Source organism: Burkholderia aenigmatica (assembly GCF_048627025.1).
In the GTDB taxonomy this organism is placed as follows: domain Bacteria; phylum Pseudomonadota; class Gammaproteobacteria; order Burkholderiales; family Burkholderiaceae; genus Burkholderia; species Burkholderia aenigmatica.
This window is the reverse complement of the sequence record NZ_CP184469.1, coordinates 816,402-838,200: the sequence shown is the minus strand read 5'-3', so window position 1 is coordinate 838,200 and position 21,799 is coordinate 816,402. Positions and strand designations below refer to the sequence as shown.

At 68.0% G+C, this 21,799-nt stretch carries 18 protein-coding genes; 8 read left to right on the top strand and 10 right to left on the bottom strand.

Annotated features, from left to right (window positions below):
* The first annotated feature begins 112 nt into the window (after window positions 1–112).
* Window positions 113–1,030 (top strand): LysR family transcriptional regulator, encoded by a 918-nt coding sequence (locus tag ACN8ZM_RS20880; protein ID WP_089452376.1) that lies wholly within the window; start codon window positions 113–115, stop codon window positions 1,028–1,030.
* Window positions 1,031–1,049: 19 nt separating this feature from the next.
* Here the strand turns inward: ACN8ZM_RS20880 and ACN8ZM_RS20875 are convergent, their stop codons facing one another.
* Genes ACN8ZM_RS20875 through ACN8ZM_RS20865 form a run of 3 tightly spaced genes read right to left on the bottom strand, consistent with a single transcriptional unit; the run spans window position 1,050 to window position 4,691 of the window.
* Window positions 1,050–2,195 carry a porin gene (locus tag ACN8ZM_RS20875; RefSeq protein ID WP_420212249.1) on the bottom strand — a complete coding sequence of 382 codons (1,146 nt, stop codon included), beginning with the start codon at window positions 2,193–2,195 and terminating at the stop codon, window positions 1,050–1,052.
* Window positions 2,196–2,254: 59 nt separating this feature from the next.
* Entirely contained in the window at window positions 2,255–3,352 is a 1,098-nt protein-coding gene (locus ACN8ZM_RS20870) for a M14 family metallopeptidase (RefSeq protein ID WP_420212248.1), read from the bottom strand.
* A gap of 7 nt (window positions 3,353–3,359) precedes the next feature.
* Complete coding sequence (locus tag ACN8ZM_RS20865; protein ID WP_205821740.1) at window positions 3,360–4,691, bottom strand: MFS transporter; 1,332 nt, start codon at window positions 4,689–4,691, stop codon at window positions 3,360–3,362.
* 131 nt (window positions 4,692–4,822) lie between these two features.
* On the opposite strand from ACN8ZM_RS20865, the gene ACN8ZM_RS20860 reads away from it, so the two are divergent.
* From ACN8ZM_RS20860 to ACN8ZM_RS20850, 3 genes are all read left to right on the top strand, one after another.
* A complete protein-coding gene (locus tag ACN8ZM_RS20860; RefSeq protein ID WP_043179636.1) occupies window positions 4,823–5,716 on the top strand; it encodes a LysR family transcriptional regulator in 894 nt (297 codons plus the stop codon).
* Between the two features lie 181 nt (window positions 5,717–5,897).
* On the top strand, window positions 5,898–6,434 hold the full coding sequence (locus ACN8ZM_RS20855) for a VOC family protein (RefSeq protein ID WP_420212247.1): 537 nt from the start codon (window positions 5,898–5,900) through the stop codon (window positions 6,432–6,434).
* Between the two features lie 35 nt (window positions 6,435–6,469).
* Window positions 6,470–7,225 carry a glucose 1-dehydrogenase gene (locus tag ACN8ZM_RS20850; RefSeq protein ID WP_420212246.1) on the top strand — a complete coding sequence of 252 codons (756 nt, stop codon included), beginning with the start codon at window positions 6,470–6,472 and terminating at the stop codon, window positions 7,223–7,225.
* 182 nt (window positions 7,226–7,407) lie between these two features.
* Here ACN8ZM_RS20850 and ACN8ZM_RS20845 read toward each other — a convergent pair whose 3' ends face one another.
* Together ACN8ZM_RS20845 and ACN8ZM_RS20840 are read right to left on the bottom strand one after the other, a co-directional pair.
* Complete coding sequence (locus ACN8ZM_RS20845; RefSeq protein WP_420212245.1) at window positions 7,408–8,925, bottom strand: purine-cytosine permease family protein; 1,518 nt, start codon at window positions 8,923–8,925, stop codon at window positions 7,408–7,410.
* A gap of 202 nt (window positions 8,926–9,127) precedes the next feature.
* The gene (locus ACN8ZM_RS20840; protein WP_043179647.1) at window positions 9,128–9,775 is read right to left on the bottom strand and encodes a glutathione S-transferase family protein; all 648 of its coding nucleotides are present in this window, start codon (window positions 9,773–9,775) and stop codon (window positions 9,128–9,130) included.
* Window positions 9,776–9,879: 104 nt separating this feature from the next.
* On the opposite strand from ACN8ZM_RS20840, the gene ACN8ZM_RS20835 reads away from it, so the two are divergent.
* A complete protein-coding gene (locus ACN8ZM_RS20835) occupies window positions 9,880–10,998 on the top strand; it encodes a transketolase-like TK C-terminal-containing protein (protein WP_420212244.1) in 1,119 nt (372 codons plus the stop codon).
* 18 nt (window positions 10,999–11,016) lie between these two features.
* Here ACN8ZM_RS20835 and ACN8ZM_RS20830 read toward each other — a convergent pair whose 3' ends face one another.
* Window positions 11,017–11,472, bottom strand: coding sequence for a MarR family winged helix-turn-helix transcriptional regulator (locus ACN8ZM_RS20830; protein WP_420212243.1), 456 nt, complete (start codon window positions 11,470–11,472; stop codon window positions 11,017–11,019).
* Window positions 11,473–11,645: 173 nt separating this feature from the next.
* Here ACN8ZM_RS20830 and aceE point away from each other — a divergent pair, with 173 nt between their 5' ends.
* Entirely contained in the window at window positions 11,646–14,330 is a 2,685-nt protein-coding gene (gene aceE / locus ACN8ZM_RS20825) for a pyruvate dehydrogenase (acetyl-transferring), homodimeric type (RefSeq protein WP_420212242.1), read from the top strand.
* A gap of 60 nt (window positions 14,331–14,390) precedes the next feature.
* Here the strand turns inward: aceE and ACN8ZM_RS20820 are convergent, their stop codons facing one another.
* From ACN8ZM_RS20820 to ACN8ZM_RS20810, 3 genes are read right to left on the bottom strand one after another with little or no spacing between them, the layout of a single operon-like run.
* On the bottom strand, window positions 14,391–15,914 hold the full coding sequence (locus ACN8ZM_RS20820) for an efflux transporter outer membrane subunit (RefSeq protein ID WP_043179656.1): 1,524 nt from the start codon (window positions 15,912–15,914) through the stop codon (window positions 14,391–14,393).
* Window positions 15,911–19,084 (bottom strand): efflux RND transporter permease subunit, encoded by a 3,174-nt coding sequence (locus ACN8ZM_RS20815; RefSeq protein WP_420212241.1) that lies wholly within the window; start codon window positions 19,082–19,084, stop codon window positions 15,911–15,913. The genes ACN8ZM_RS20820 and ACN8ZM_RS20815 overlap by 4 nt, the downstream gene beginning before the upstream one ends.
* Window positions 19,085–19,097: 13 nt before the next feature.
* The gene (locus ACN8ZM_RS20810; RefSeq protein WP_301767956.1) at window positions 19,098–20,324 is read right to left on the bottom strand and encodes an efflux RND transporter periplasmic adaptor subunit; all 1,227 of its coding nucleotides are present in this window, start codon (window positions 20,322–20,324) and stop codon (window positions 19,098–19,100) included.
* A gap of 80 nt (window positions 20,325–20,404) precedes the next feature.
* On the opposite strand from ACN8ZM_RS20810, the gene soxR reads away from it, so the two are divergent.
* Together soxR and ACN8ZM_RS20800 are read left to right on the top strand one after the other, a co-directional pair.
* Window positions 20,405–20,884 (top strand): redox-sensitive transcriptional activator SoxR, encoded by a 480-nt coding sequence (gene soxR / locus ACN8ZM_RS20805; RefSeq protein WP_043179662.1) that lies wholly within the window; start codon window positions 20,405–20,407, stop codon window positions 20,882–20,884.
* Complete coding sequence (locus tag ACN8ZM_RS20800) at window positions 20,881–21,090, top strand: hypothetical protein (RefSeq protein WP_420212240.1); 210 nt, start codon at window positions 20,881–20,883, stop codon at window positions 21,088–21,090. The genes soxR and ACN8ZM_RS20800 overlap by 4 nt, the downstream gene beginning before the upstream one ends.
* Window positions 21,091–21,103: 13 nt before the next feature.
* Here the strand turns inward: ACN8ZM_RS20800 and ACN8ZM_RS20795 are convergent, their stop codons facing one another.
* The gene (locus tag ACN8ZM_RS20795; protein ID WP_043179666.1) at window positions 21,104–21,757 is read right to left on the bottom strand and encodes a TetR/AcrR family transcriptional regulator; all 654 of its coding nucleotides are present in this window, start codon (window positions 21,755–21,757) and stop codon (window positions 21,104–21,106) included.
* Between the last annotated feature and the right edge of the window lie 42 nt (window positions 21,758–21,799).

The following is a 21,799-nucleotide window of genomic DNA, read 5'->3' as shown; positions in this document are numbered from 1 at the left end:
ATTAAATGTTTCCCCGCCGGGCCCCAGCACACGAAAACCCCGGAAATTCGCGCATTGTTGCAGCCCCGGTTCTGCGGCAGAATCGTCGGCCGCCCTTCCCGTCGTCCGCATCATGCGCAACCGCATCAACGAAGAGATCACGTTCCGCAAGCTCGAGGTGCTGCTCGCCTTCATGGAAGCCGGCAGTCTCGCGAAGGCCGCCGAGGCGCTGGGCGTGAGCACGGTCAGCGTGCACCGCGCGCTGCACACGCTCGAGGAAGGGATGCACTGCGCGCTGTTCCGCCACGAGGGGCGGAACCTGATTCCGACCGACGCCGCGCAGGTGCTCGCCGAAGTCGCGGGCGAAGTGCTCAAGACGATGACCGACGGGATCCGCTCGACCCGTGAGGCGGCCGGCTACGGCGCCGGCCAGTTGAAGATCGGTTCGCTCTACTCGTTGACGATCCGCACCGTTCCCGAAGTCGTGATCGCGTTGAAGGAGCGCCGCCCCGAGCTGCAGGCCGAGCTCGTGCTCGGCTCGAACGCCGACCTGCTCGACAAGCTCCGGCAAGGTGCGATCGACGCGACCCTGATGGCGCTTCCCGAACCGGACGCCGAGATCGAATCGATTGCGCTGTTCGAGGACGAGATGTTCTTCGCCGCGCCGATCGACTCGCCGTACGCGCAGCATGACGCCATCGATCTCCGTACGTGCGGCGACGCGCCGTTCGTGTCGCTCGGCGAAGGCTTCGCGACGCATCACGGCTTCACGGAAGCGTTTCGCGCGGCCGGCATCGCGCCGAACGTCGTGATGCGGGTAGGCGACATCTTCTCGCTGATCAACCTCGTGTCGGGCGGCGTCGGCTGCTCGCTGCTGCCCGGCCGCGTGCGCGACCTGTTCGCGCACAAGATCGCGCTCGTGCCGCTCGCCGGGCCGGCGATCCGCCAGACGATCGGCCTGAGCTTCCTGCATCGGCGCGAACGCGACCCGAATCTGCTCGCCCTGGCGACGGTGTGCCGGCTGACGGTCAAGGGGCCGAACGCGCGGTAGCGCGTCGCGGCGCCCGACATCAGAACTTGACGAGCAAGCCGAGCCGCATCAGCAATTGATTGGCGGTCGACGACGGTGTCGTCTGGTTGATCTGCGCGACGGCCTGCCGGCCGTACGAGTCGAGCCCGGACGCATGCTGGTAGATGCCGACCATGTAGAGGGTCGTGCGCTTCGACAGGAAATACTGCGCGCCGACATTGAACTGCTGATACTTCGCATCGGGCGCCGCCGTGTACGTGTACGCGGCGCCGAGCGACACGGCCGGCGTGACGAGGTACGTGACGTTGGCCTCGTAGTTGTCGAATGCTGCCTTGCCGCGGTACCGCGTATTCAGCGTCTGCACGATGTCCTGGAAACGCGTATTGGTGTACACGAATCGGAACGTCGCATTGCCGACGGCATAGCTGCCGCCGGCTCCGAAGATCTGCAGCCTCGATGCCGACTGGTAGCCGCCCCAGATCGGCGTGGGCAGCGCAGTCGAGAACGCCGCGTTCGGCGCCGCGTTCGCGCTCGCGCCCCACAGCGTCACGGCCGGGTTGTTGACGGTCTCGTACGCGGCGTCGAGCGTCAGCGGGCCGCGCTCGTAGCGCGCGCCGACGCTGATCGCCCGGTTCGCGGAGAAACTGCCCGGCACGCCGCCGAATCCGTATAGCGCCGCCATCGAGAAGCCGTTGAAATCCGGCGTCTTGTACTTGATCGCGTTGTTGATGCGCGCCGTGTCGTTCAGGTTGTCGACGTCAGCCGCATGTGCGCCGAGATAGCCGGTGAAATTGCAGCCGGCCGCCAGCAGGCCGAGATATTCGCCGCTCAGCTCGTCGTACTGGCGGCCAAGCGTGACGGTGCCGAACGCGCCGGTCAGGCCGACGAACGCCTGGCGGCCGAACATCAGGCCGCCCTGCCCGAGCCGCCCCGTGTTCGCGTCGTAGCCGTTCTCCAGCGTGAAGATCGCCTTCAACCCGCCGCCCAGATCCTCGCTGCCCCTGAAACCGAGGCGGTTTCCGTACAGCGTGCCCGATACGGCCTGGATCGCCTTGCCGCCGCCCATGTTGCTGACGTAGTTCACGCCGTTGTCGATGGTGCCGTACAGCGTGACCGAATTCTGCGCGTGCGCGGCGATGGCGAAGGATGCCGTCGCGGCTGCCGCGATGATGCCGTTGATTTTCATCAGATCTCCTGAATAATATTCTTATGATTGAACAGGCGGCGCATGCCGCCTTCCCGCCCTTACGTGGCGGCCAGCCCCATCAGCGCCTGCAGCAGCGCGGCTCGCGCCTGCCCCCAGATCGCGCCCTTCCAGACGTCGTCGTCGCCGTAGAACGCGTCGCGGATTCGCTGGAGAATGTCGCGCCTCAGTTCGGCCGGCGCATCGGGATGCCGGATCAGCCAGTGCGACGCACGCAGCCGGTCGATCACGTCGTCGAACGGCAGCGTGCCGAATTCGAGCGCCATCAGCGCCGCATCCGCGTGCGGGCACTCGTCGTACGCGATCGACGCGACGGGCCCCGACACACCCGGCGATTCGGATTCGCCGTCGAACGGCGCGACGACGTCGGCGCCCCACCACGAGCGGGCGCGCGCGAGTTCGGCGGCGACGTTGCGGCCCGCGTAGATCTTCTCGCCATGGCCGCGCGGCCCGAGGCCCGTATGCACGTCGATCCATGCGATCGTGTTCGCGTGTGCCGCGCGCTCGCGCAGGATCGTGCGCATCGTGCGGTTGTTCCAGGTCGGTTCGCGCCCGCCGAAGAACATCCCGTCGGGTGTCGCATACTGGCCGCCGCTCAGCGCACCGTGATACGCGAGCTTGCCGTGTCGCGCGATGTAATCGGCCAGCGCCCGCTCGTCGTCAGGCGACGGTGGCCAGGTTTCCGTGAGCACGAGGCGGTCGATCTCCGGATACGCGTCGTTGGCCGGCAGCGCTGCGCTGAAATCGATGTGGTTGCGGTTCAGGTCGACGTTGTCCTGGTTGGTGCGCCGCAGGTACGAGAAACCATACGGATTGACCGCATGAATCAGCAGCAGCCCGACACCGGCACGCGCCAGCCGCCCGATCAGGTCGTCGTCGAACAGCATCGCGACCTGGCAGCCCGACCCGCAGAAGCCTTCGGGCCCATGCGTGCCGGAACTGACGATCAGCAGCCGCTCGGCATCGGCCATGCCGAGGCCGGCCACGTCGATCGCCAGCGCTTCGCCGAGCGCACCGCGCAGATCAGGCAGCACGAACGACTCGAGCGTCGCGCGACGGTGCGCGGCGGCGTCGAGAAACTTCTGGCGGGCTTCGGCATAGGTGCCGGAAAAATGGCGGGTAACGGCGGTAGATTCCATGGAATGGTCAGACCTTCGAGTAGGAGGAAACGCCGGAAACGGCGGGAGCGTCGATCGTTTCACCGGTGCGGTCGCGCAGGTACGGCAGGCCGGCCATCGACACGAGTGCGACCACGATCAGGTACCAGGCCGGCGCCACCTTGTTGCCGCTCGCATTGACGAGCCACGTACTGATGAACGGCGCGAAGCCGCCGAAGATCGCGACCCCCACGCTGTACACGAGCGACATGCCCGTCGCGCGCACCGATTCGGGAAACATCTCCGGCAGGATCGTGATGCTCGGCACGGCCTGGATCGCGAGCACGACGGTCAGCAGGCCGACCACCGTGAACAGCACGGCGGGCGTCGGCGACGCCTTCAGCCACGCGAACGCCGGATAGATCAGCAGCACGAGCGCGATCCGCCCCGCGACGATCAGCGGCTTGCGGCCGACGCGGTCCGACCAGCGCCCGACCAGCGGCGCGCATCCGAATGCCAGCGCGCCCGTCAGCGCGGCGGCCGACAGCGCGACGGCCGGGCTCATCCCGAGTTCGTGGATCGCATAGGTCGGCATGTAGAAGCTGACGACGTACGATGCGCCCGTACCGCCCATCGTGATCATGATCGCGACGAGGACCGCGCGCCCGTGCTCGCGACAGAGCGTCGCGACGCGACCGCCGCGCCGCGTGCCGCCCGGCGCAGGCCGCGCGCTATCGCCCGAATGCGTTTCCTCGAGCCGGCGACGTATGTAGGCGCCGACCGGCGCGATCAGCATCCCGAGCGCGAACGGTACGCGCCAGCCCCAGCGTTCGAGCGCGTCGGGCGTCAATGCGAACGACAGGATCGCGACCGTCAGCGCAGCCGTCAGCACGCCGAGCCCCTGACTCGCGAACTGCCAGCTCGCCATGTAGCCACGCGTGCGCGGCCGCGCATGCTCGACGAGCAAGGTCGTCGACGCACCGAATTCGCCGCCGGCCGAGAAGCCCTGGATCGACCGCGCGACGACGATCAGGATCGGCGCAGCCACGCCGATCTGCGCATAGGTCGGCATCACGGCGATCATCCCGCAGCCGAGCGCCATCAGGAAAATGGTGAGCACCATCGCCGGCTTGCGCCCCGCACGATCGGCGTATGCGCCGATCACGACGCCGCCGAGCGGCCGCATCACGAAGCCGGCCCCGAATGTGCCGACCGCCAGCAGCAACTGCCCGGCCGTGTCGAACGACGGGAAGAACAGCTTGCCGATGATGAACGCGAGGAAGCCGTAGACCGTGAAATCGAAGTACTCGAGCGCGTTGCCGACGGTCGTCGCGAGGATCGTCCGGCGCACGTCGGCGCCGGACTGCGGTTGGGGTGCCATCACGGGTGTCTCCTTCGTGGTGCGGTGTCGCACCGGTTGTATGCGACGCATTCTAGGCGGGCTCGTGTTACCCGAAAAGACAACAATCCATTACACTCGTTGCCATTTGGTTTACACCCCCGGAGCGCCTCGTGAAGCCGAACCAGCTGCATGCATTCGTGGCCGTGGCCGCACAGATGAGCATCCGCGGCGCCGCGCGCCAGCTCGGCGTGTCGGCGCCGGCCGTCACGAAGATCATCCGCGAACTGGAGCGCGAGATCGGCGCGCCGCTCGTCGAGCGCAGCGTCAAGGGCATCGTGCTCACCGAATACGGTGCCGCACTGCTGCCGCGTGCGCGCCTGCTGCTCGACGACATGCAGCGCGCCCGCGATGAGATCGTGCAGCTGCGCGACGGCAACTTCGGCCACATTCGTGTCGCGGTCAGCACGTCGTTCGCGCAAACGATCTTCGTACCGGCCTACAGGCTGCTGCGCGAACGGCGCCCCGGCGTGACGGTGCACGTCACCGAATCGGGTCTCCCCGGCACGCTCGCGAGGCTGCGTGACGCGCAGACCGACTTCGCGATCATGCATGTCGATCCGCAATCGCTCGACGACGATTTCGTCAGCGAGCCGCTCGCGCCCGTGCAGCTCGTGCTCGGCGTGCGCAACAAGCATCCGCTGCGCAACCGGCGCAACGTGCGCGACTTTCTCGATGCCGAATGGGTGCTGCCGGGCGACGGCAACGATCCGATGTCGGCCACCCAATGGCTGTTCGGCTCGTTCGGGCTGCCCGTGCCGGCACACGTCGTGCACGGCGATTCGATCTCGACCGCGCTCGCGCTCGTCGCGCAGATGGATCATGTCGGCTTCTTCGTCGAACCGCTCGCGAACGAGGTGTTCCAGCGGATGGGCATCCGCCGCGTGGCGCTCGACGATCCGATGCCCGAACTGCAGATGTGCGCGATCCAGCGCCGTGGCAGCGCGTTGACGCCGGCCGCCGCGCAATTCGTCGACTGCGTGCGCGACCTCCTCGTGGCGCGCTGACGCCCCCCGCCCTGCCTTCGCGCGAACCGGCGTCACCAGGACGCCGAACGCCCCATCGGCGCTACGCCTTGGCCGTGCCTCGCAGCTAGTCCGTTTGGATGGCACGAAGCGCGCGCTTTGTTGCGATCATGGCCGGCATTCATCGCGCGGCACGCACACGTGCGTCCGCCACGGAGACGCCATGAACGACCCAATCCTCGGCCCCATCGACCAGATCGGCTACGTGGTCGCCGATCTCGACCGCAGCATCGCGCGCTGGCGCGAACGCCACGACATCGGCCCGTGGACCGTATTTCGCAACGTGCGCCTCGACGGCCATCATCTCGGCGCACCGGTGACGGTCACGATGGACGTCGGGCTCGCGTATCGCGGCGATCTGCAGATCGAACTGATTCACGTGACGAGCGACACGTCGTCGCCGTACCGCGATGCGCATGGACAGCCGCTCGTCGGCTTGCATCACGTCGCGTGGGTCGTCGGCGATCTCGATGCCGCGCTCGCACGGCTCACGTCCCGTGGCCTACGTGTCGTGTTTGAAGCACGCAACCCCGCCACGCGCGTCGCGTATCTCGACGACGCCGACGATCCCGGCGTGCGCGTCGAAGTCATCGAAGGTGCCGGCATGCGCAACATGATCGCGCACGGCATCGCAGAAGCCCGCGCCTGGGACGGCACCGATCCGGTTCGCATCATCGACGCGGCGGGCACCTCCGCGTAAGCCCCCTCTTACGCTCACGCACAGGAGCAAGCAGCATGAAACGACTCGAAGGCAAGGTGGCCATGATCACGGGCGGTGCCCGCGGCCAGGGCGAAGCGGAAGCGCGCCGGTTCGTTGCCGAAGGCGCGCGCGTGGTGATCGCCGACGTGCTGGACGACGCCGGCCGGCGCGTCGCGGCCGAGCTCGGCGACGCCGCACGTTTCCAGCATCTCGACGTGACCCGCCAAGCCGACTGGCAGACTGCCGTCGATGCGACGCTCGCGCAGTTCGGCCGGCTCGACATCCTCGTGAACAACGCGGCGATCCTGAAGCTCATGCCGATCGAAGCGTGTTCGCTCGACGACTATCGCAAGGTGATCGACGTGAACCAGGTCGGCTGCTGGCTCGGCATGAAGTCGGCGCTTGGCGCACTGAAGGCGGCAGGCGGCGGCTCGATCGTCAACGTGTCGTCGACGGCCGGGATGGAAGGCGTCGCGGGCGGCAGCGCATACGTGTCCAGCAAGTTCGCGGTGCGCGGGATGACCAAGGCCGCCGCGCTCGAATTCGGCCGCTACGGCATTCGCGTGAACTCGGTGCACCCGGGCGGTATCGATACGGTGATGGCGCGCCCGCCCGAGTTCGCCGATTTCGATCCGTCGTCGATCTACAGCGGCCTGCCGATCGCGCGCATCGGCAAGCCGGACGAAGTGGCGAACCTCGTGCTGTTCCTCGCGTCCGACGAATCCGCGTACTGCACGGGATCGGAATTCATCGTCGACGGCGGGATGCTCGCAGGCAGTTCGTTCCACTGACACGCATCCAGGTCGACGCACGCCCGCCAACCCGGCGGGCGTTTTCGTTTTCGTTTGCGGGCCACCGAGTGGAAAGTACGGCCTTCCCGTTCAGGCAATCACGCCCCCGAAAACGACAATGCCGCCGGCGGCCCTCCCGCGCGGCGGCATCGTCATGTGCGGAGCGACACGCCCCGCGCCGCTCAGTACCCCTTCGGCTGGATCGCCGGCGCGCCATTGCCGCGCGCCGCCTGCCTGCCGCCGCGCACGAAGCGGCGCCCGTGCGGCCCGTACACGCCGTCCGGTTCCGGGTACAGCGTCAGCAGCACGAAATACAGCATCCCGCCCATCACCAGCGACACCGGCACGCTCAGGTCGAGCCCGCCCGCGAGGTTGCCGAGCGGCCAGACGAACTGGCCCGGCAGGTTCACGAACGATAGCCCGACGAACGCTGCCGGCAGCCACGCGCCCATCGCGCGCACGTTCCAGCCGTGCGTGAACCAGTAATGGCCGCCGCGCAGCCCGCGGTTGAACACCTGCAGGTCGTCCGCGAGATAGTAGCCGCGCCGCGTCACGTAGCCGATCACCATGATCGCCATCCACGGGCAGCTGAACGTATCGATCAGCGTCGAGAACGTCGCGACGCTTTCGACGAGGTTGAACCAGAAGCGGCCGACGAAGATGAACGCGATCGCGATCGTGCCGATCAGCAGCGTCGCACGCACGCGGTTCAGCAGGCGCGGGAACATGCTCGATACGTCGAGGCCGGTGCCGTACAGCGCGGTCGTGCCGGTCGACATCCCGCCGATGATCGCGATCAGGCACATCGGCAACAGGAACCAGCGCGGCGAGATCGCGAGCAGGCCGCCGACATAGTCGTTCGACGCGATGAACGCGGGCGCCTTCGTCGCGATGATCGTCGCGGTCGTGAGGCCGAAGAAGAACGGCACGAAAGTCGCGATCTGCGCAGCGAACACGGCGCCCATCACGCGATGCTTTGGGGTGCTCTGCGGAATGTAGCGCGCCCAGTCGCCGAGCGTCGACGCGAACGATACCGGGTTGCTCAGCGCAACCAGCACTGCACCGACGAACGCGGCCCAGAAGCCCGCGCTGCCCTGCTGCACCGTGCCGGCATAGCTCATGTCGAACAGCCCGGCGAACGCGAACAGGCCCGCGACGAACAGCACGCTCGCGGCCCACACGGCGATCTTGTTGACCCACAGCATGAAGCGGAAGCCATAGATGCAGACGATCAGCACGAGCACCGCGAACACCATGTACGCCGCGCCGAGCGTAAAGCCGTTGACCGGCACGCCGACCATGTTGTGCGCACCGCCGACGAGCGCATCGCCCGAGCTCCACACCGCGAGCGAGAAAAACGCGATCGACGTGAGCAGCGCGAGGAACGAGCCGACGATCCGGCCGTGGATGCCGAAATGCGCGCCGGACGACACGGGGTCGCTCGTACCGTTGCGCGGGCCGAACAGGCTCATCGGCGCAAGGATGCAGGTGCCGGCGAGCACGCCGAGCACAATCGCGCAGACACCCGCCTTGAACGACAGCCCGACCAGCACGGGAAAACTGCCGAGCACCGAGGTTGAAAACGTATTGCAGCCGCCGAACAGCAACCTGAACAGATCGATCGGCCGTGCATAGCGCGATACATCGGGAATGCGCTCGAAACCGAACGACTCGACCTGCGTAATCCTGCCTTCACTCATTTGTCTCCCACTCCTCTGGTGCATCTGTATGGCCCGGGACTGCGGCGATACGACACATCGTCATCGATTCGCGGCCACTCTAAACCGGATCGCGCGGCGCAAATATCACGCATTCGAGACGTTTACGACGAAGGAGAACAATGTTTCCCGGCAGGCCTGCGGCCGGCGCCCGCGCCATCCGTATGACGCGGGCGATGCGACGTCAGTGCGCGCCCTCCGCCGCCGGCGCGCGGCATGCGGTCAGGCCCCGCTGAACGGCCTGCCGTGCCTCGATGCCGGCAAGCCAGCGCTCGACGTGCGGGTAGCCGGACAGATCGATGCCGAGCTCGGCCGCCGCGCGCAACCACGGGAACGCGGCGATGTCGGCGATCGAGTAGCGCGACGACGCGAGATACGCCGATTCCGCCAAGCGGCCGTTCACGACCCCATAGAGACGCCGCGCCTCGTTCCGGTAGCGCTCGAGCGCTTCCGCATTGACCGTCTTCGATGCATGCAGGAACCACCAGAGCTGGCCGAGCATCGGCCCGATCCCGCCGATCTGGAAGTGCAGCCATTGCTGGACGGCGGTGCGCTCGGCCAGCGTGTCGGGATGCAGAAAACCCGTCTTCGCGGCGAGATAGCTCAGGATCGCGCCGGACTCGAACACGGTCAGCCCGATGTCGTGGTCGACGATGGCCGGGATCTTGCCGTTCGGGTTGATCGCGAGGAACGTCGCGCTGCGCTGCTCGCCGGCGGACAAGTTCACGTGCACGCGGTCGTGTGCGAGCCCGGCCTCTTCCAGGTAAATGGCAACCTTGTGCCCGTTCGGCGTGTCGGCCGTATAGAACGTGAGGGGGTGCGTCGAGATCATGTCGGTCCTTGTCTTCCGGTTATAGTTGCAACTACAATCGTTGCAATTGCAATCCTACGCCGGAACCGATAACCCGGTGACATGCCAGTACTCGAAGGAGGGACATGCAGACTGCGCGACCCGGTCCGCCCGTGCGGACACCCGACACCCACCGCGCCGCGGCGGCCTGCCTCGACAGGTTGATCACGCAGCGCCTCGTGCCGCGTGGCCGCGCGGTATCGCCGCTCGGCGCGATGCGCGCGGCCGCCGATTGTCTGGAACGCGATACGGCGACCTCGGAACGCGTCTGGATCGTGCGCGCCGATGCGCGGGAGCCGGTTGCAGACGCGGGGGCGCAGCGCCGCATCAGTGCATGGCCGCTGCAGTTTCTCGATGCGCGCAAACGGTTCGAGCGGCCGCTTCTGTACCTGCTGCATGCACGCGCGACCGACCGGCTGCGGCTGGCGTCGGTCGAAACCGTCGATCGCGGGATCTTCGTCAATGATGCCGAAACGGTCGCGTCGTCCTGGCCGAAAGGCGTGACGCCCGACGTCCCGCACTGGCTGGCCGCGAACCCCGCGTGCACGCCGTACGATCCGGCTTCAGGGCATGAGGCGATCGCGATCCTGCGCCACGCGTTGCGCACGCTCTATGTCGCCGGCCAGCCGGGATTCTGCTACCTCGCGAGCCACGACGACCCGGTGCCCGGTGCGAAGCCGCTGTCGGCCACGGCGGCCCGCGATGCGTTCCGCGGCATGGTGCGGACCGGCCGGCGCACGGCAGCCGGCGCGGCCGCGCAGATCCGGCTGTGCGGCGCGGGCAGCACGCTCGCGCAGGTGATGGAGGCGGCCGATCTGCTGCACGACGAATGGCGCGTCGATTCGACGATCTGGAGCTGTCCGAGCTACACGCAACTCGCACGCGACGGTCACGCGGCCGACCGGTGGAACCTGCTGCACCCGCACGACGAACCGCACATCGCGCATGTGCGCCGATGCATCGGCGACAGCCGCATACCGGTGCTTGCGGTGACGGGTTACGCGGGGCACGTCGCCGCGCAGATCGGCGCGTTCGTACCGGCCCGCTTTGCGGCGCTCGGTGCGGATCTGGCCGGCCCGGGCCTCGCCACGCGCGCGCCGAATGCGCGCTGGATCGCCGCGGTCGCGCTTCGCCTGCTGGCCGACGATGGCCGCGTGCCGGCCGACTGGGCCGCGCAGGCGATGCGCCGCTATGCGAGCGACTGACGCGCGGGCCCGCCGCCGCTACTTCGCGTCGGCCGCCGCGTCGCGCGCCGCGGCGGTCGCCCGGTCGAGCGCTGCGGCCATCGCCGCCTGCTCCTTGCCGCCGAACTGATCGAGGAAGAGCTCCGCGACCGTCGACTGGTACACCTTCCACATCTTCTTGCGCAGCACCCGCCCCTTGTCGGTGATGCTCGCGTACGCGGCACGGCCGTCGTCCGCCGAACGGGCGCGCGTGACGAGCCCCTCCTGTTCGAGCCGGTCGACGAGGCGCGTCAGGTTGTAACGCTCGATCGCGAGCACGTCGGCGAGTTCGTGCATGCGGCGCGTGCCGTCGGGCCCGCTTTCGAGCCCCCACAACGCGTCGTACCACGCATAGGCCGGCAGGCAGGCCGCCGCGAGGCGGCGCTCGATCTCGCGAATCATCGTCCGGTGCGCGCGGACGAACGAGAACCACAGATCGGGTTCGGGTGCGCTCATGTCAGGTCGTTCCTCTCGTTGAATTGCAGTTGCAATTAAATTTTACCTCGATAACAATTGTCCTCACATGATTGCAATTGCAACTATCTGCCCGCCGATCGGCGGGCGTTCCGTCGCGCGTCGCGGCGCCACGACCGTCGCCCCGCGCAGCCTTATGCTTCTGGAGACACTGCATGACCGCACCTCTCGCGCTACCCGACATCGACCCGCAGGAAACCCGCGAATGGCTCGATGCACTCGAATCCGTGATCGCGCTCGAAGGCCGCCCGCGCGCGCACTACCTGCTCGACCAGCTTGCCGACCTCGACGCGGCGCGCCACGGCGACCTGCACGGCCGCGTGACGACCGCGTACGTGAACACGGTGCCGCGTGAACGGCAACCGGCCTATCCGGGCGATCTCGCGCTCGAACGGCGCCTGAACGCGATGATCCGCTGGAACGCGATGGTGATGGTGCTGCGCGCGGGCCGGCATTCGAACGTCGGCGGGCACATCGCGACCTACCAGTCGGCCGCGGTGCTGTACGACGTCGGCTTCGATCACTTCTTCCGCGGCCGCACCGATACGTTCGACGGCGACATGGTCTACATCCAGGGCCATTCGGCGCCCGGCATCTATGGCCGTGCGTACCTGGAAGGCCGCATCACGGACGCGCAACTCGACAACTTCCGCCGCGAGACCGGCCGCGAAGCGGGACGCGACGGGCTGTCGTCGTATCCGCATCCGCGCCTGATGCCCGATTTCTGGCAATTTCCCACCGTGTCGATGGGGCTCGGGCCGCTCACGGCCGCGTATCAGGCGCGCTTCATGCGCTACCTCGAATATCGCGGGCTGAAAGCGCATCAGGGCCGCAAGGTCTGGGCCTTTCTCGGCGACGGCGAAATGGACCAGCCCGAATCGCTCGCCGCGATCTCGCTCGCCGGACGCGAACGGCTCGACAACCTGATCTTCGTCGTCAACTGCAACCTGCAGCGCCTTGACGGCCCGGTGCGCGGCAACGGCAAGGTCATCCAGGAACTCGAAGGCACGTTCCGCGCGGCGGGCTGGAACGTCGTCAAGGTGATCTGGGGCGGCGGCTGGGATCGCCTGCTCGAACGCGACACCACGGGCCTGCTGCGCCAGCGCATGATGGAATGCGTCGACGGCAACTACCAGACCTTCAAGTCGCAGAGCGGCGCGTACGTGCGCGAGCATTTCTTCGGTAAGTATCCCGAACTGCTCGAGCTCGTCGCCGATCTGTCCGACGACGACATCTGGAAACTGGCGCGCGGCGGCCACGATCCGGAAAAGGTGCATGCAGCCTATGCGCAGGCGATGCGCGCGGACGGCCGGCCGACCGTCGTGCTCGCGAAGACGGTCAAGGGCTTCGGGATGGGCGAAGCCGGCGAAGGCCAGAACGTGAACCACCAGTTGAAGAAGATGAGCGCGGACGCCGTCCGCGCGTTCCGCGACCGCTTCGCGCTGCCGGTCAGCGACGCGCAACTCGACGACCTGCCCTACCTGAAACCCGAACCGGACAGCGCCGAGGCACGCTACTTCGCGGAGCGCCGTGCCGCGCTCGGCGGCCACGTGCCGGCCCGCTTCAGCCAGGTGGCGCCGCTGCCGGTGCCGCCGCTCGACGCGTTCGACGGTCAGCTCAAGGACAGCGGCGAGCGCGGACTGTCGACGACGATGGCGTTCGTGCGCATCCTCGGCACGCTGCTGAAGGATCCCGCACTCGGCAAGCTCGTCGTGCCGATCGTGCCGGACGAATCGCGCACGTTCGGGATGGAAGGCCTGTTCCGCCAGATCGGCATCCACTCGCATCTCGGCCAGCTCTACACGCCGCAGGACGCGGGCCAGCTCAGCTACTACAAGGAAGCGAAGGACGGGCAGATCCTGCAGGAAGGCATCAACGAATCGGGCGCGATCGCCTCGTGGATCGCAGCCGGCACCGCGTACAGCAACCAGGGCCTGCCGGCGATCCCGTTCTACATCTTCTATTCGATGTTCGGGCTGCAACGCGTCGGCGATCTCGCGTGGGCGGCCGGCGACGCGCGTACGCGCGGCTTCCTGCTCGGCGCGACGTCCGGCCGTACGACGCTGATGGGCGAAGGGCTGCAGCACGACGACGGGCACAGCCACGTGCTGTCGTCGGTGATTCCGAACTGCGTGTCGTACGACCCGACCTATGCGTACGAACTCGCGGTGATCGTGCGCGACGGCCTGCGGCGGATGTTCGCGGAACAGGAGGACGTGTACTACTACATCACGCTGCTCAACGAGAACTACCCGCATCCGGCGCTGCCGGACGGTGCGGAGGCCGGCATTCTCAAGGGGCTTTACCTGCTGCGCGAAGATACATCGCGTGCGGCCGATACGCCGCACGTGCAGTTGATGGGCAGCGGCGCGATCCTGCGCGAAGTGCTCGCCGCGAGCGACCTGCTCGCGCAGGACTTCGGCGTGACGAGCGACGTGTGGAGCGCGACGAGCCTGAACGAGCTGCGCCGCGACGGGCTTGCGGCAGAACGCTGGAACCTGCTGCATCCGGATCAGGCGCCGCGCGTGCCATACGTGCAGCAATGCCTCGACGGCCGCACGGGGCCGGTGGTCGTCGCGACCGATTACATGAAGATCGTCGGCGACCAGATCCGCGGGTTCGTCGACGGCCGGCGCTTCGTGTCGCTCGGCACCGACGGCTTCGGCCGCTCGGATACGCGCGACGCGCTGCGCACGTTCTTCGAGGTCGACCGGCACTTCATCGTGATCGCGGCGCTGAAGGCGCTCGCCGACGACGGCGCGATTCCGCGTGCCAAGGTAGGTGAAGCGATCCGGCGCTACGGCATCGACATCGACAAGGTCGATCCGGCCAGCGTGTAGTCATGCGGTGGCGCGGCAGGCGGGATTGCGCCAGCCTGCCGCGCCACCGCCCTGCCCGCGCTACTGCCCCGACTGCGCGAGCGGGCCTTGCGGGCCCTGTCCCGTTCCCGACGGCCAGCCGCCCGCCAGCGCCTTGTACAGCGCCACCGTCGACGCCGCACTGCGCATCCGCCCGTCGGCCGCCGCATCCTGCGCCTGCAGCAGCGTGCGTTGCGCGTCGAGCACTTCGTAGTAGTCGATCGCCCCCGCCGAGAAACGCGCTTGCGCCAGTTGCGCGGCGCGCGCGCTGTCGGTCGCGGCCCGCACGAGATGGTCCGTCTCGTCACGCGTGCGGGCGGCGCGCAGCAGCGCGTTCTCCGTTTCCTCCAGCGCCCCGAGCACGGTCTGCCGGTACTGCGCAAGCTGCCCGGCCGCTTCCGCATCGCTCGCGGCGATCCGCGCACGCACGCGGCCGACGTCGAGGAACGACCAGTCGATGCCGAGCGCGATCAGGTTCGTGTCGCTGCCCGCGCGGAAGAACCCGTAGCTGCTCGTCGCGCTGCCGAGCAGGCCCGACAGCGTGAAGCGCGGGAACAGGTCGGCCGTCGCGACGCCAACGCGCGCGGTCGCCGCGTGCAGCCGCGCCTCGGCGGCCGCGACGTCGGGCCGCCGCCGCAGCAGGTCGCCCGGCGTGCCGGGATCGATGTCGGCGGCCAGCGCCGGCAGCGGCACGGGCGTGCCCGCCGACGCGGCTGCCTTCGGCAGATCGAAGCGGCCGATCAGCGCGTCCGGCGTCTGCCCGGTCAGCACCGCGAGACGGTGCTCGTCGACGCCGATCGCCGCTTCGTACACGGCGATCCGCGACGTCGTCGATTCGTACTGCGCGCGCGCCCGCGCCGCATCCAGTTCGGAGCCGCGCCCCGCACCGACGCGCGCATTGATCAGCGCGAGCGTCTGCTTCTGGTTGTCGGCGTTCTCGCGCGCGATCCGCAGCCGCTCCTGCGAGCCGCGCAGATCGACGTACGTGCTCGCCACCTCGCCGGCGATCGCGACCCGCACCGCGCGCACGTCCGCCGCGCTGGCGGCCGTTTCCGCACGCTGCGACTCGATCGACCGGCGCACGCGGCCGAACAGGTCGAGCTCCCACGCCGCATTGATCCCGACGCTCGACGTCGGCGTATCGCGCTGGCTGCGCGGCGCGCCGAACGCCTGATCCTTGCTCATCAGCTGATGGCCGATCTTCCCGCTCGCGGTGATCGTCGGGTAGCGGTCGAACGTGGCCTGCGACAGCAGCGCATTCGATGCGTCGTAGCGCGACACGGCGACCTGCAGGTCCTGGTTCGCCGCGAGCGCCGTGTCGATCAGTTGTGTCAGCGTCGGATCGCCGAAGCCGCGCCAGAACGTGGCATCGGCATCGGCCGACGCGTCGGGCGGCGTATCCGGCGTCGTACCGGACGGCGACGCATCGCGCGGCGACGCCGGATGCGCGTCGCGCGCGAACCGCGCGGTCGTGGCCGTGTCGGGCCGCTTGAAATCGGGGCCGACCGCGCACGCGGCGAGCGTCACCGACATCGCGAGCGCGGAAAGACGAAAAGCGGCGCTCATCGGTTTTCTCCTTCGAGGGTGCCGTGGTGTTCGCTCCACACGGCCGGTGTGCCGCCCGCGAGTTTGCGGATCGCCACATAAAACACGGGCGTCAGGAACAGCCCGAACAGCGTGACGCCCAGCATCCCCGCGAACACGGTGATGCCGGTGGCCGCCCGCACTTCGCTGCCCGCGCCGCCGCCGATCAGCAGCGGCACCGAGCCCGCGATGAATGCGACCGACGTCATCACGATCGGGCGCAGCCGCAGCTTGCACGCTTCGAGCGCGGACTCGATCACGCCCTTGCCCTGGATTTCGAGCTCGCGTGCGAACTCGACGATCAGGATCGCGTTCTTGCACGCCAACCCCATCAGCACGACGAGACCGACCTGCACGAACACGTTGTTGTCGCCACCGGACAGCCATACGCCGAACAGCGCGGCGCAGATGCACACCGGCACGATCAGGATCACCGCGAGCGGCAGCGTCCAGCTCTCGTACAGCGACGCAAGCACGAGGAACACGAGCATCACCGCGAGCGGGAACACGACGATCGCCGCGTTGCTCTGCGTGACCTGCTGGTAGCTGAGGTCGGTCCATTCGAGCGTGATGCCCGGCGGCAGCACGTCCTTCGCGATCTGCTGCAGCTTCTCGATCGCCTGCGACGACGACATCACCTTCGGATCGGCGTCGCCGATCAGGTTCGCGGCCGGATAACCGTTGTAGCGCACCACCGGGTCGGGCCCGTACGCGGGCGCCACCGTCACCATCGAGCCGATCGGCACCATCTCGCCCTTCGCGTTGCGCGTGCGCAGGTTCGCGATGTCGGCGGCCGTCTGCCGGTGACCGGCATCCGCCTGCGCCATCACGCGGTACACGCGGCCGAACAGGTTGAAGTCGTTCACGTACATCGAGCCGAGATAGACCTGCAGCGTGCTGAACAGGTCGGTCAGCGCGACACCCTGCGCCTTCGCCTTCAAGCGGTCGACCTTCACCTCGAGCTGCGGGATGTTCGCCTGGTACGAGCTGACGGGGTAGCTCATCCCCGGCGTCTTCGCGACCGCACCCTGGAACGCGGTGAGCGCGTTCTGCAATGCGCCGTAGCCGAGCCCGCCGCGATCCTCCAGGTACAGCGAATACCCCGAGCCGTTGCCGAGGCCCTGGATCGGCGGCGGCATCAGCGCATAGGTAATACCGCCACCGATCGCGGAGAAGCGCGCGTTCAGGTCCGCGTTGATCTGCGCGGCACTGCGGTGGCGCTGGTCGAACGGCTTCAGGATCACGTACGAGTTCGTGATGTTCGGCGTGTTCACGCCCTGCAGCGCATTCAGCCCGGCAAACGCCGGCACCATCTCGACACCGTCGGTGCCGAGCGCGATCTTCGTCATCTGCTCGGTCACCTCGCTGGTGCGCGCGAGCGACGCACCCTCCGGCAGCTTCGCGCCCGCGAACAGGTACAGCTTGTCCTGCACGGGGATGAAGCCGCCCGGCACCGCGTTGAGCAGCAGCGCGGTCGCCGCGAGCAGCGCCGCGTAGACCGCGAACACCACGCCGCGCCGCTTCAGCGTGCGGCCAACGAAGCCGTGATAGCGATCGGAACTGCGGTCGAAGAAGCGGTTGAACGGACGGAACAGCCAGCCGAACGCGCGGTCGAGCCCGCGCGTGAGCGCATCCTTCGGCGCGCCGTGCGGGCGCAGCAGCTTCGCGGCGAGCGCGGGCGACAGCGTCAGCGAGTTGATCGCGGAGATCACCGTCGAAATCGCGATCGTCACCGCGAACTGCCGGTAGAACTGGCCCGTGACGCCGGACATGAAGGCCATCGGCACGAACACCGCGCACAGCACGAGCGCGATGGCGACGATCGGCCCCGACACCTCGCGCATCGCCTGGTGCGCGGCGTCGCGTGGGCTCAAGCCCTGCGCGATGTTGCGCTCGACGTTCTCGACCACCACGATCGCATCGTCGACGACGATCCCGATCGCAAGCACGAGCCCGAACAGTGTCAGCGTGTTGATCGAATAGCCGAGCAGATAGAGCCACGCGAACGTGCCGACCACCGACACGGGCACCGCGACGAGCGGAATGATCGATGCGCGCCAGGTCTGCAGGAACAGGATCACGACGAGCACGACCAGCACGACGGCCTCGATCAGCGTGTGCTGCACCGCGCGGATCGATTCGCGCACGAAGACCGTCGGATCCCACACGGGCCGGAACGCGACGCCGGGCGGGAAGCGCTTCGACAGTTCGTCGAACTTCGCATACACGGCCTTCGCGACCTCGAGCGCGTTCGCGCCCGGCGACAGGAAGATGCCGACCACGGCCGATTGCTTGTCGTTGAAGTACGAGCGCAGCGTGTAGTCGCCCGCGCCCAGCTCGACGCGCGCGACGTCGGACAGCTTCACGACCTGGCCGTCGTCGCCGGTGCGCAGCACGATGTCGCCGAACTCCTGCACCGTGCGCAGCCGGCCGCGCACGTTGATCGACAGCAGGAAGTCGTTTTTCTTCGGCGTCGGCTCCGCGCCGAGCTGGCCGGCCGACACCTGCACGTTCTGCTCGCGCACGGCGGCAATCACGTCGCTCGCGGTCAGCCCGCGCGACGCGAGCCGGTTCGGGTCGAGCCACAGCCGCATCGCATAGTCGCCGGCGCCGGACAAGCCGACGTCGCCTACGCCCGTGAGCCGTGACAGCTCGTCCTTCACGTGCAGCGTCAGGTAGTTGCGCAGGTACAGCGAGTCGCGGCTGTTGTCCGGCGAATAAAGGCTCACGTACATCAGCGGCGTGGGCGACTGCTTCTGCGTGGTCACCCCGTACTGGCGCACCTCGTCGGGCAGGCGCGACAGCGCCTGGCTCACGCGGTTCTGCACGCGCACGGCGGCCGTGTCGGGATCGACGCCCTGCAGGAACGTGACGACGACCTGCAGGCTGCCGTCGGAACCGGCGACCGACTTCATGTACATGATGCCTTCGACGCCGTTGATCGCCTCTTCCAGCGGTTCGGCGACCGATTCGGCGATTTCCTTCGGGTTCGCGCCCGGGTACGTCGCCCGCACGACGACGCTCGGCGGCACGACTTCCGGGTACTCGCCGGCCGGCAGCATCGGAATCGAGATCAGGCCGATCGCGAAAATGACGATCGACAGCACGACCGCGAAGATCGGTCGGTCGATGAAGAATCGGGAGAAATCCATTGCCTGTCTCCCGTCACTGCGCGGCCGGCGCACCGGCATCGGCGATGGCCTGCGTGCCGTTGCCTGCGCCGTTACCTGCGCCATTGCCGGCACTGGTATCGGCGCGCGCAGGCAGTGCCTTCGGCTTCACCTGTGCGCCCGGATAATAGATCCGCTGCATGCCGTCCACGACCACGCGGTCGCCCGCCTGGATCCCCTTCTCGATGATCCGCTCGCCGTCCAGCCCGCGGCCGATCGTCACGTCACGGCGCAACGCCTTGTCGCCGGGTCCGATCACATACACGTACTTGCGGTCCTGGTCGGTGAGCACGGCCTTGTCGTCGACGAGCAGCGCATCCTGGTCGCGGCCGCTGACGAGTTGCACGCGCGCATACAGGCCCGGCGTAAACGTATGGTCCGCATTCGGCAGCCGCACGCGTGCGCGGATCGTGCCCGTTTGCGGGTCGAGCCGGTTGTCGAGGAAGTCGACGGTGCCGGCATGCGGGAAGCCCGTCTCGTTCGCGAGGCCCACGCGCACCGGATCGGCGCCGATCGCGCGATGCTTCGGATCGGCACGCCGTGCGTTGTAGCGCAGGTAGCTCTGTTCGTCGCAGTCGAAATACACGTAGACGGGGTTCTGCGACACGACGGTCGTCAGCAGCGTGTCGTCCGCGCGCGCCAGATTGCCGACGGTAGCGACCGCGCGGCCGACGCGGCCCGCGATCGGCGCCCGCACTTCGGTGAAACCTAGATTGAGCTTCGCATCGGCGACGGCCGCGTCGGCCGCCTGCAGGTCCGCACGCGCCTGCTCGGCCGTGGCGCGCGCGTTGTCGAGCTCTTCCTGCGACGTCGCATGCGCATCGATCAGCGTCTGCACGCGCTTGAGCTGCACGTTCGCGAGGCTCGCGGCCGCGCGGGCCCGCTGCAGCTGCGCATTCGCGCGATCGAGGGCGATCCGGTACGGGCGCGGGTCGATCTCGAACAGCAGCGCGCCCTGCGCGACCAGATCGCCTTCCTTGTAGGCGACGCGTTGCAGATAGCCGCTCACGCGCGGCCGCAGCTCAACCGCGTCGACCGCTTCGACGCGTCCGTTGAATTCGTCCGCGAGGCGGATCGTGCGCGGCGCGATCGTGGCGACGCCGACTTCGGGAAGGGATTGGGCCGACGACGTGCCTTTGCCGTCGTGACAGCCCGACAACGCCAGCAGCAGTGCACAGGCCGCGCCTAAAGGCGACGTCCTGCGTAGGGATAAGGAGAGCATGATGCCTCGCGACGGGTTAAACTGCCGCGTAGCATAAAAGTTGAAGTTAACTTCAAGTCAAGTTTTCCCGGAGGGGCAACATGGGTATCCAGGAAATCCCGCAATGGCCGCTGATGTCGATTCGCGAAGTGGCCGCGCGCAGCGGCGTGCCGGCGTCGACACTGCGGTTCTACGAGACGCGCGGGCTCATCAAGTCGCACCGCAACGGCTCGAGCCATCGCCACTATTCGCGCGCGGTGCTGCGGCTGATCGCGTTCATCGTGTTCGCGCAGAAGATCGGCTATTCGCTCGACGAAATCGCCGAGCAGCTCGTCAGCCTGCCCGAGGACACCGCACCGAGCAACAAGGACTGGCAGCGGCTGTCGCGCGGCTGGAAGCAGCGCGTCGCGAGCCGGATCGAGGAGCTGCAGCGGCTCTACATCAGCCTCGACGAATGCATCGGCTGCGGCTGCCTGTCGCTGAAACGCTGCAAGCTGACGAACCCGGAAGACCGTGCGGGCCGCAACGGGCCCGGCGCACGGCGCTGGCTCGGCGACCCGCCGCCCCCGGACCTCGAATGACCGGCGGACGGGCGCGGTGTGCGATGCCGCGCCTGTTCGTGCCGATGCAACCGCAAGGTATTGGGTTCTTCGAACTGAAGGATGCGGGCAGCCCGCTCGCGTACGAGCTGGCGATCGCGTACCGGACGCCATCGCCGCTCGTCGATGCGTTGCGCGAGACCGCGCGAAGCGCGGTGCGCGAACTGGGGCTGGTGGTGGCGGCGTGACCGCGCACGGCGCTCAGCCGCCGACGACGTTGAACGCGACGTCGACCACGGCCTTCCGGAACGCGTCCGGCTGCGTGGGCAGCGACGTGTACTCCAGCATCATGTGACTGTACGACACAGTCGTGCCGATCGCGCTCGCGATCATGAAGAACAGCACTGTCGGCTCGACCGGGCGGATCACGCCGGCCTCCACCGCATCCGACAGCAGCGGGAACATCACGTCGTAATACGGGCGCACGATCTGCTCCTGCAGCCGGTCGAGCCGCCCGCCCACTTCGGTCGCCGCCGTCGAGAAGAACATGCCCATGTCAGGCTCGTCGAACTCGTGGTCGACACACAGCTCGATCGCGCGCCGCACGCGGTCACGATGCGGCAGCGGCGACGTGCGCAGCGCGCGCATCGCCTCGAACATCGGCACTGCCAGCTCGGCGATCTGCTCGACGACCGCCAGCCACAACGTTTCCTTCGTCCCGAAATGGTGCGCGATCAGCGCCGCGTCGACTCCCAGCTCGCGCGCGACTTCGCGCACGCTCGTTGCGTCGTAGCCACGCCTCGCAAACGTGCGGCGCGCGGCCCGCAATATCACGTCCGGACCGACGGACGCCCCGGCCAGCGGCCGCCCTCGCATACGCCGCTTGGCCGGCGCGCGCTCAGTGACTTCAGCCACGTTCTCCTGCTCTCCTTGAATGATTCGAATGCCCCTGTTCCG

Coding starts and splice junctions, on each gene's coding strand:
- ACN8ZM_RS20880 (WP_089452376.1), top strand. CDS start 113: ATGCGCAACCGCATCAACGAAGAGATCACGTTCCGCAAGCTCGAGGTG.
- ACN8ZM_RS20875 (WP_420212249.1), bottom strand. CDS start 2,195: ATGAAAATCAACGGCATCATCGCGGCAGCCGCGACGGCATCCTTCGCC.
- ACN8ZM_RS20870 (WP_420212248.1), bottom strand. CDS start 3,352: ATGGAATCTACCGCCGTTACCCGCCATTTTTCCGGCACCTATGCCGAA.
- ACN8ZM_RS20865 (WP_205821740.1), bottom strand. CDS start 4,691: ATGGCACCCCAACCGCAGTCCGGCGCCGACGTGCGCCGGACGATCCTC.
- ACN8ZM_RS20855 (WP_420212247.1), top strand. CDS start 5,898: ATGAACGACCCAATCCTCGGCCCCATCGACCAGATCGGCTACGTGGTC.
- ACN8ZM_RS20850 (WP_420212246.1), top strand. CDS start 6,470: ATGAAACGACTCGAAGGCAAGGTGGCCATGATCACGGGCGGTGCCCGC.
- ACN8ZM_RS20845 (WP_420212245.1), bottom strand. CDS start 8,925: ATGAGTGAAGGCAGGATTACGCAGGTCGAGTCGTTCGGTTTCGAGCGC.
- ACN8ZM_RS20840 (WP_043179647.1), bottom strand. CDS start 9,775: ATGATCTCGACGCACCCCCTCACGTTCTATACGGCCGACACGCCGAAC.
- ACN8ZM_RS20835 (WP_420212244.1), top strand. CDS start 9,880: ATGCAGACTGCGCGACCCGGTCCGCCCGTGCGGACACCCGACACCCAC.
- ACN8ZM_RS20830 (WP_420212243.1), bottom strand. CDS start 11,472: ATGAGCGCACCCGAACCCGATCTGTGGTTCTCGTTCGTCCGCGCGCAC.
- aceE (WP_420212242.1), top strand. CDS start 11,646: ATGACCGCACCTCTCGCGCTACCCGACATCGACCCGCAGGAAACCCGC.
- ACN8ZM_RS20820 (WP_043179656.1), bottom strand. CDS start 15,914: ATGAGCGCCGCTTTTCGTCTTTCCGCGCTCGCGATGTCGGTGACGCTC.
- ACN8ZM_RS20815 (WP_420212241.1), bottom strand. CDS start 19,084: ATGGATTTCTCCCGATTCTTCATCGACCGACCGATCTTCGCGGTCGTG.
- ACN8ZM_RS20810 (WP_301767956.1), bottom strand. CDS start 20,324: ATGCTCTCCTTATCCCTACGCAGGACGTCGCCTTTAGGCGCGGCCTGT.
- soxR (WP_043179662.1), top strand. CDS start 20,405: ATGGGTATCCAGGAAATCCCGCAATGGCCGCTGATGTCGATTCGCGAA.
- ACN8ZM_RS20800 (WP_420212240.1), top strand. CDS start 20,881: ATGACCGGCGGACGGGCGCGGTGTGCGATGCCGCGCCTGTTCGTGCCG.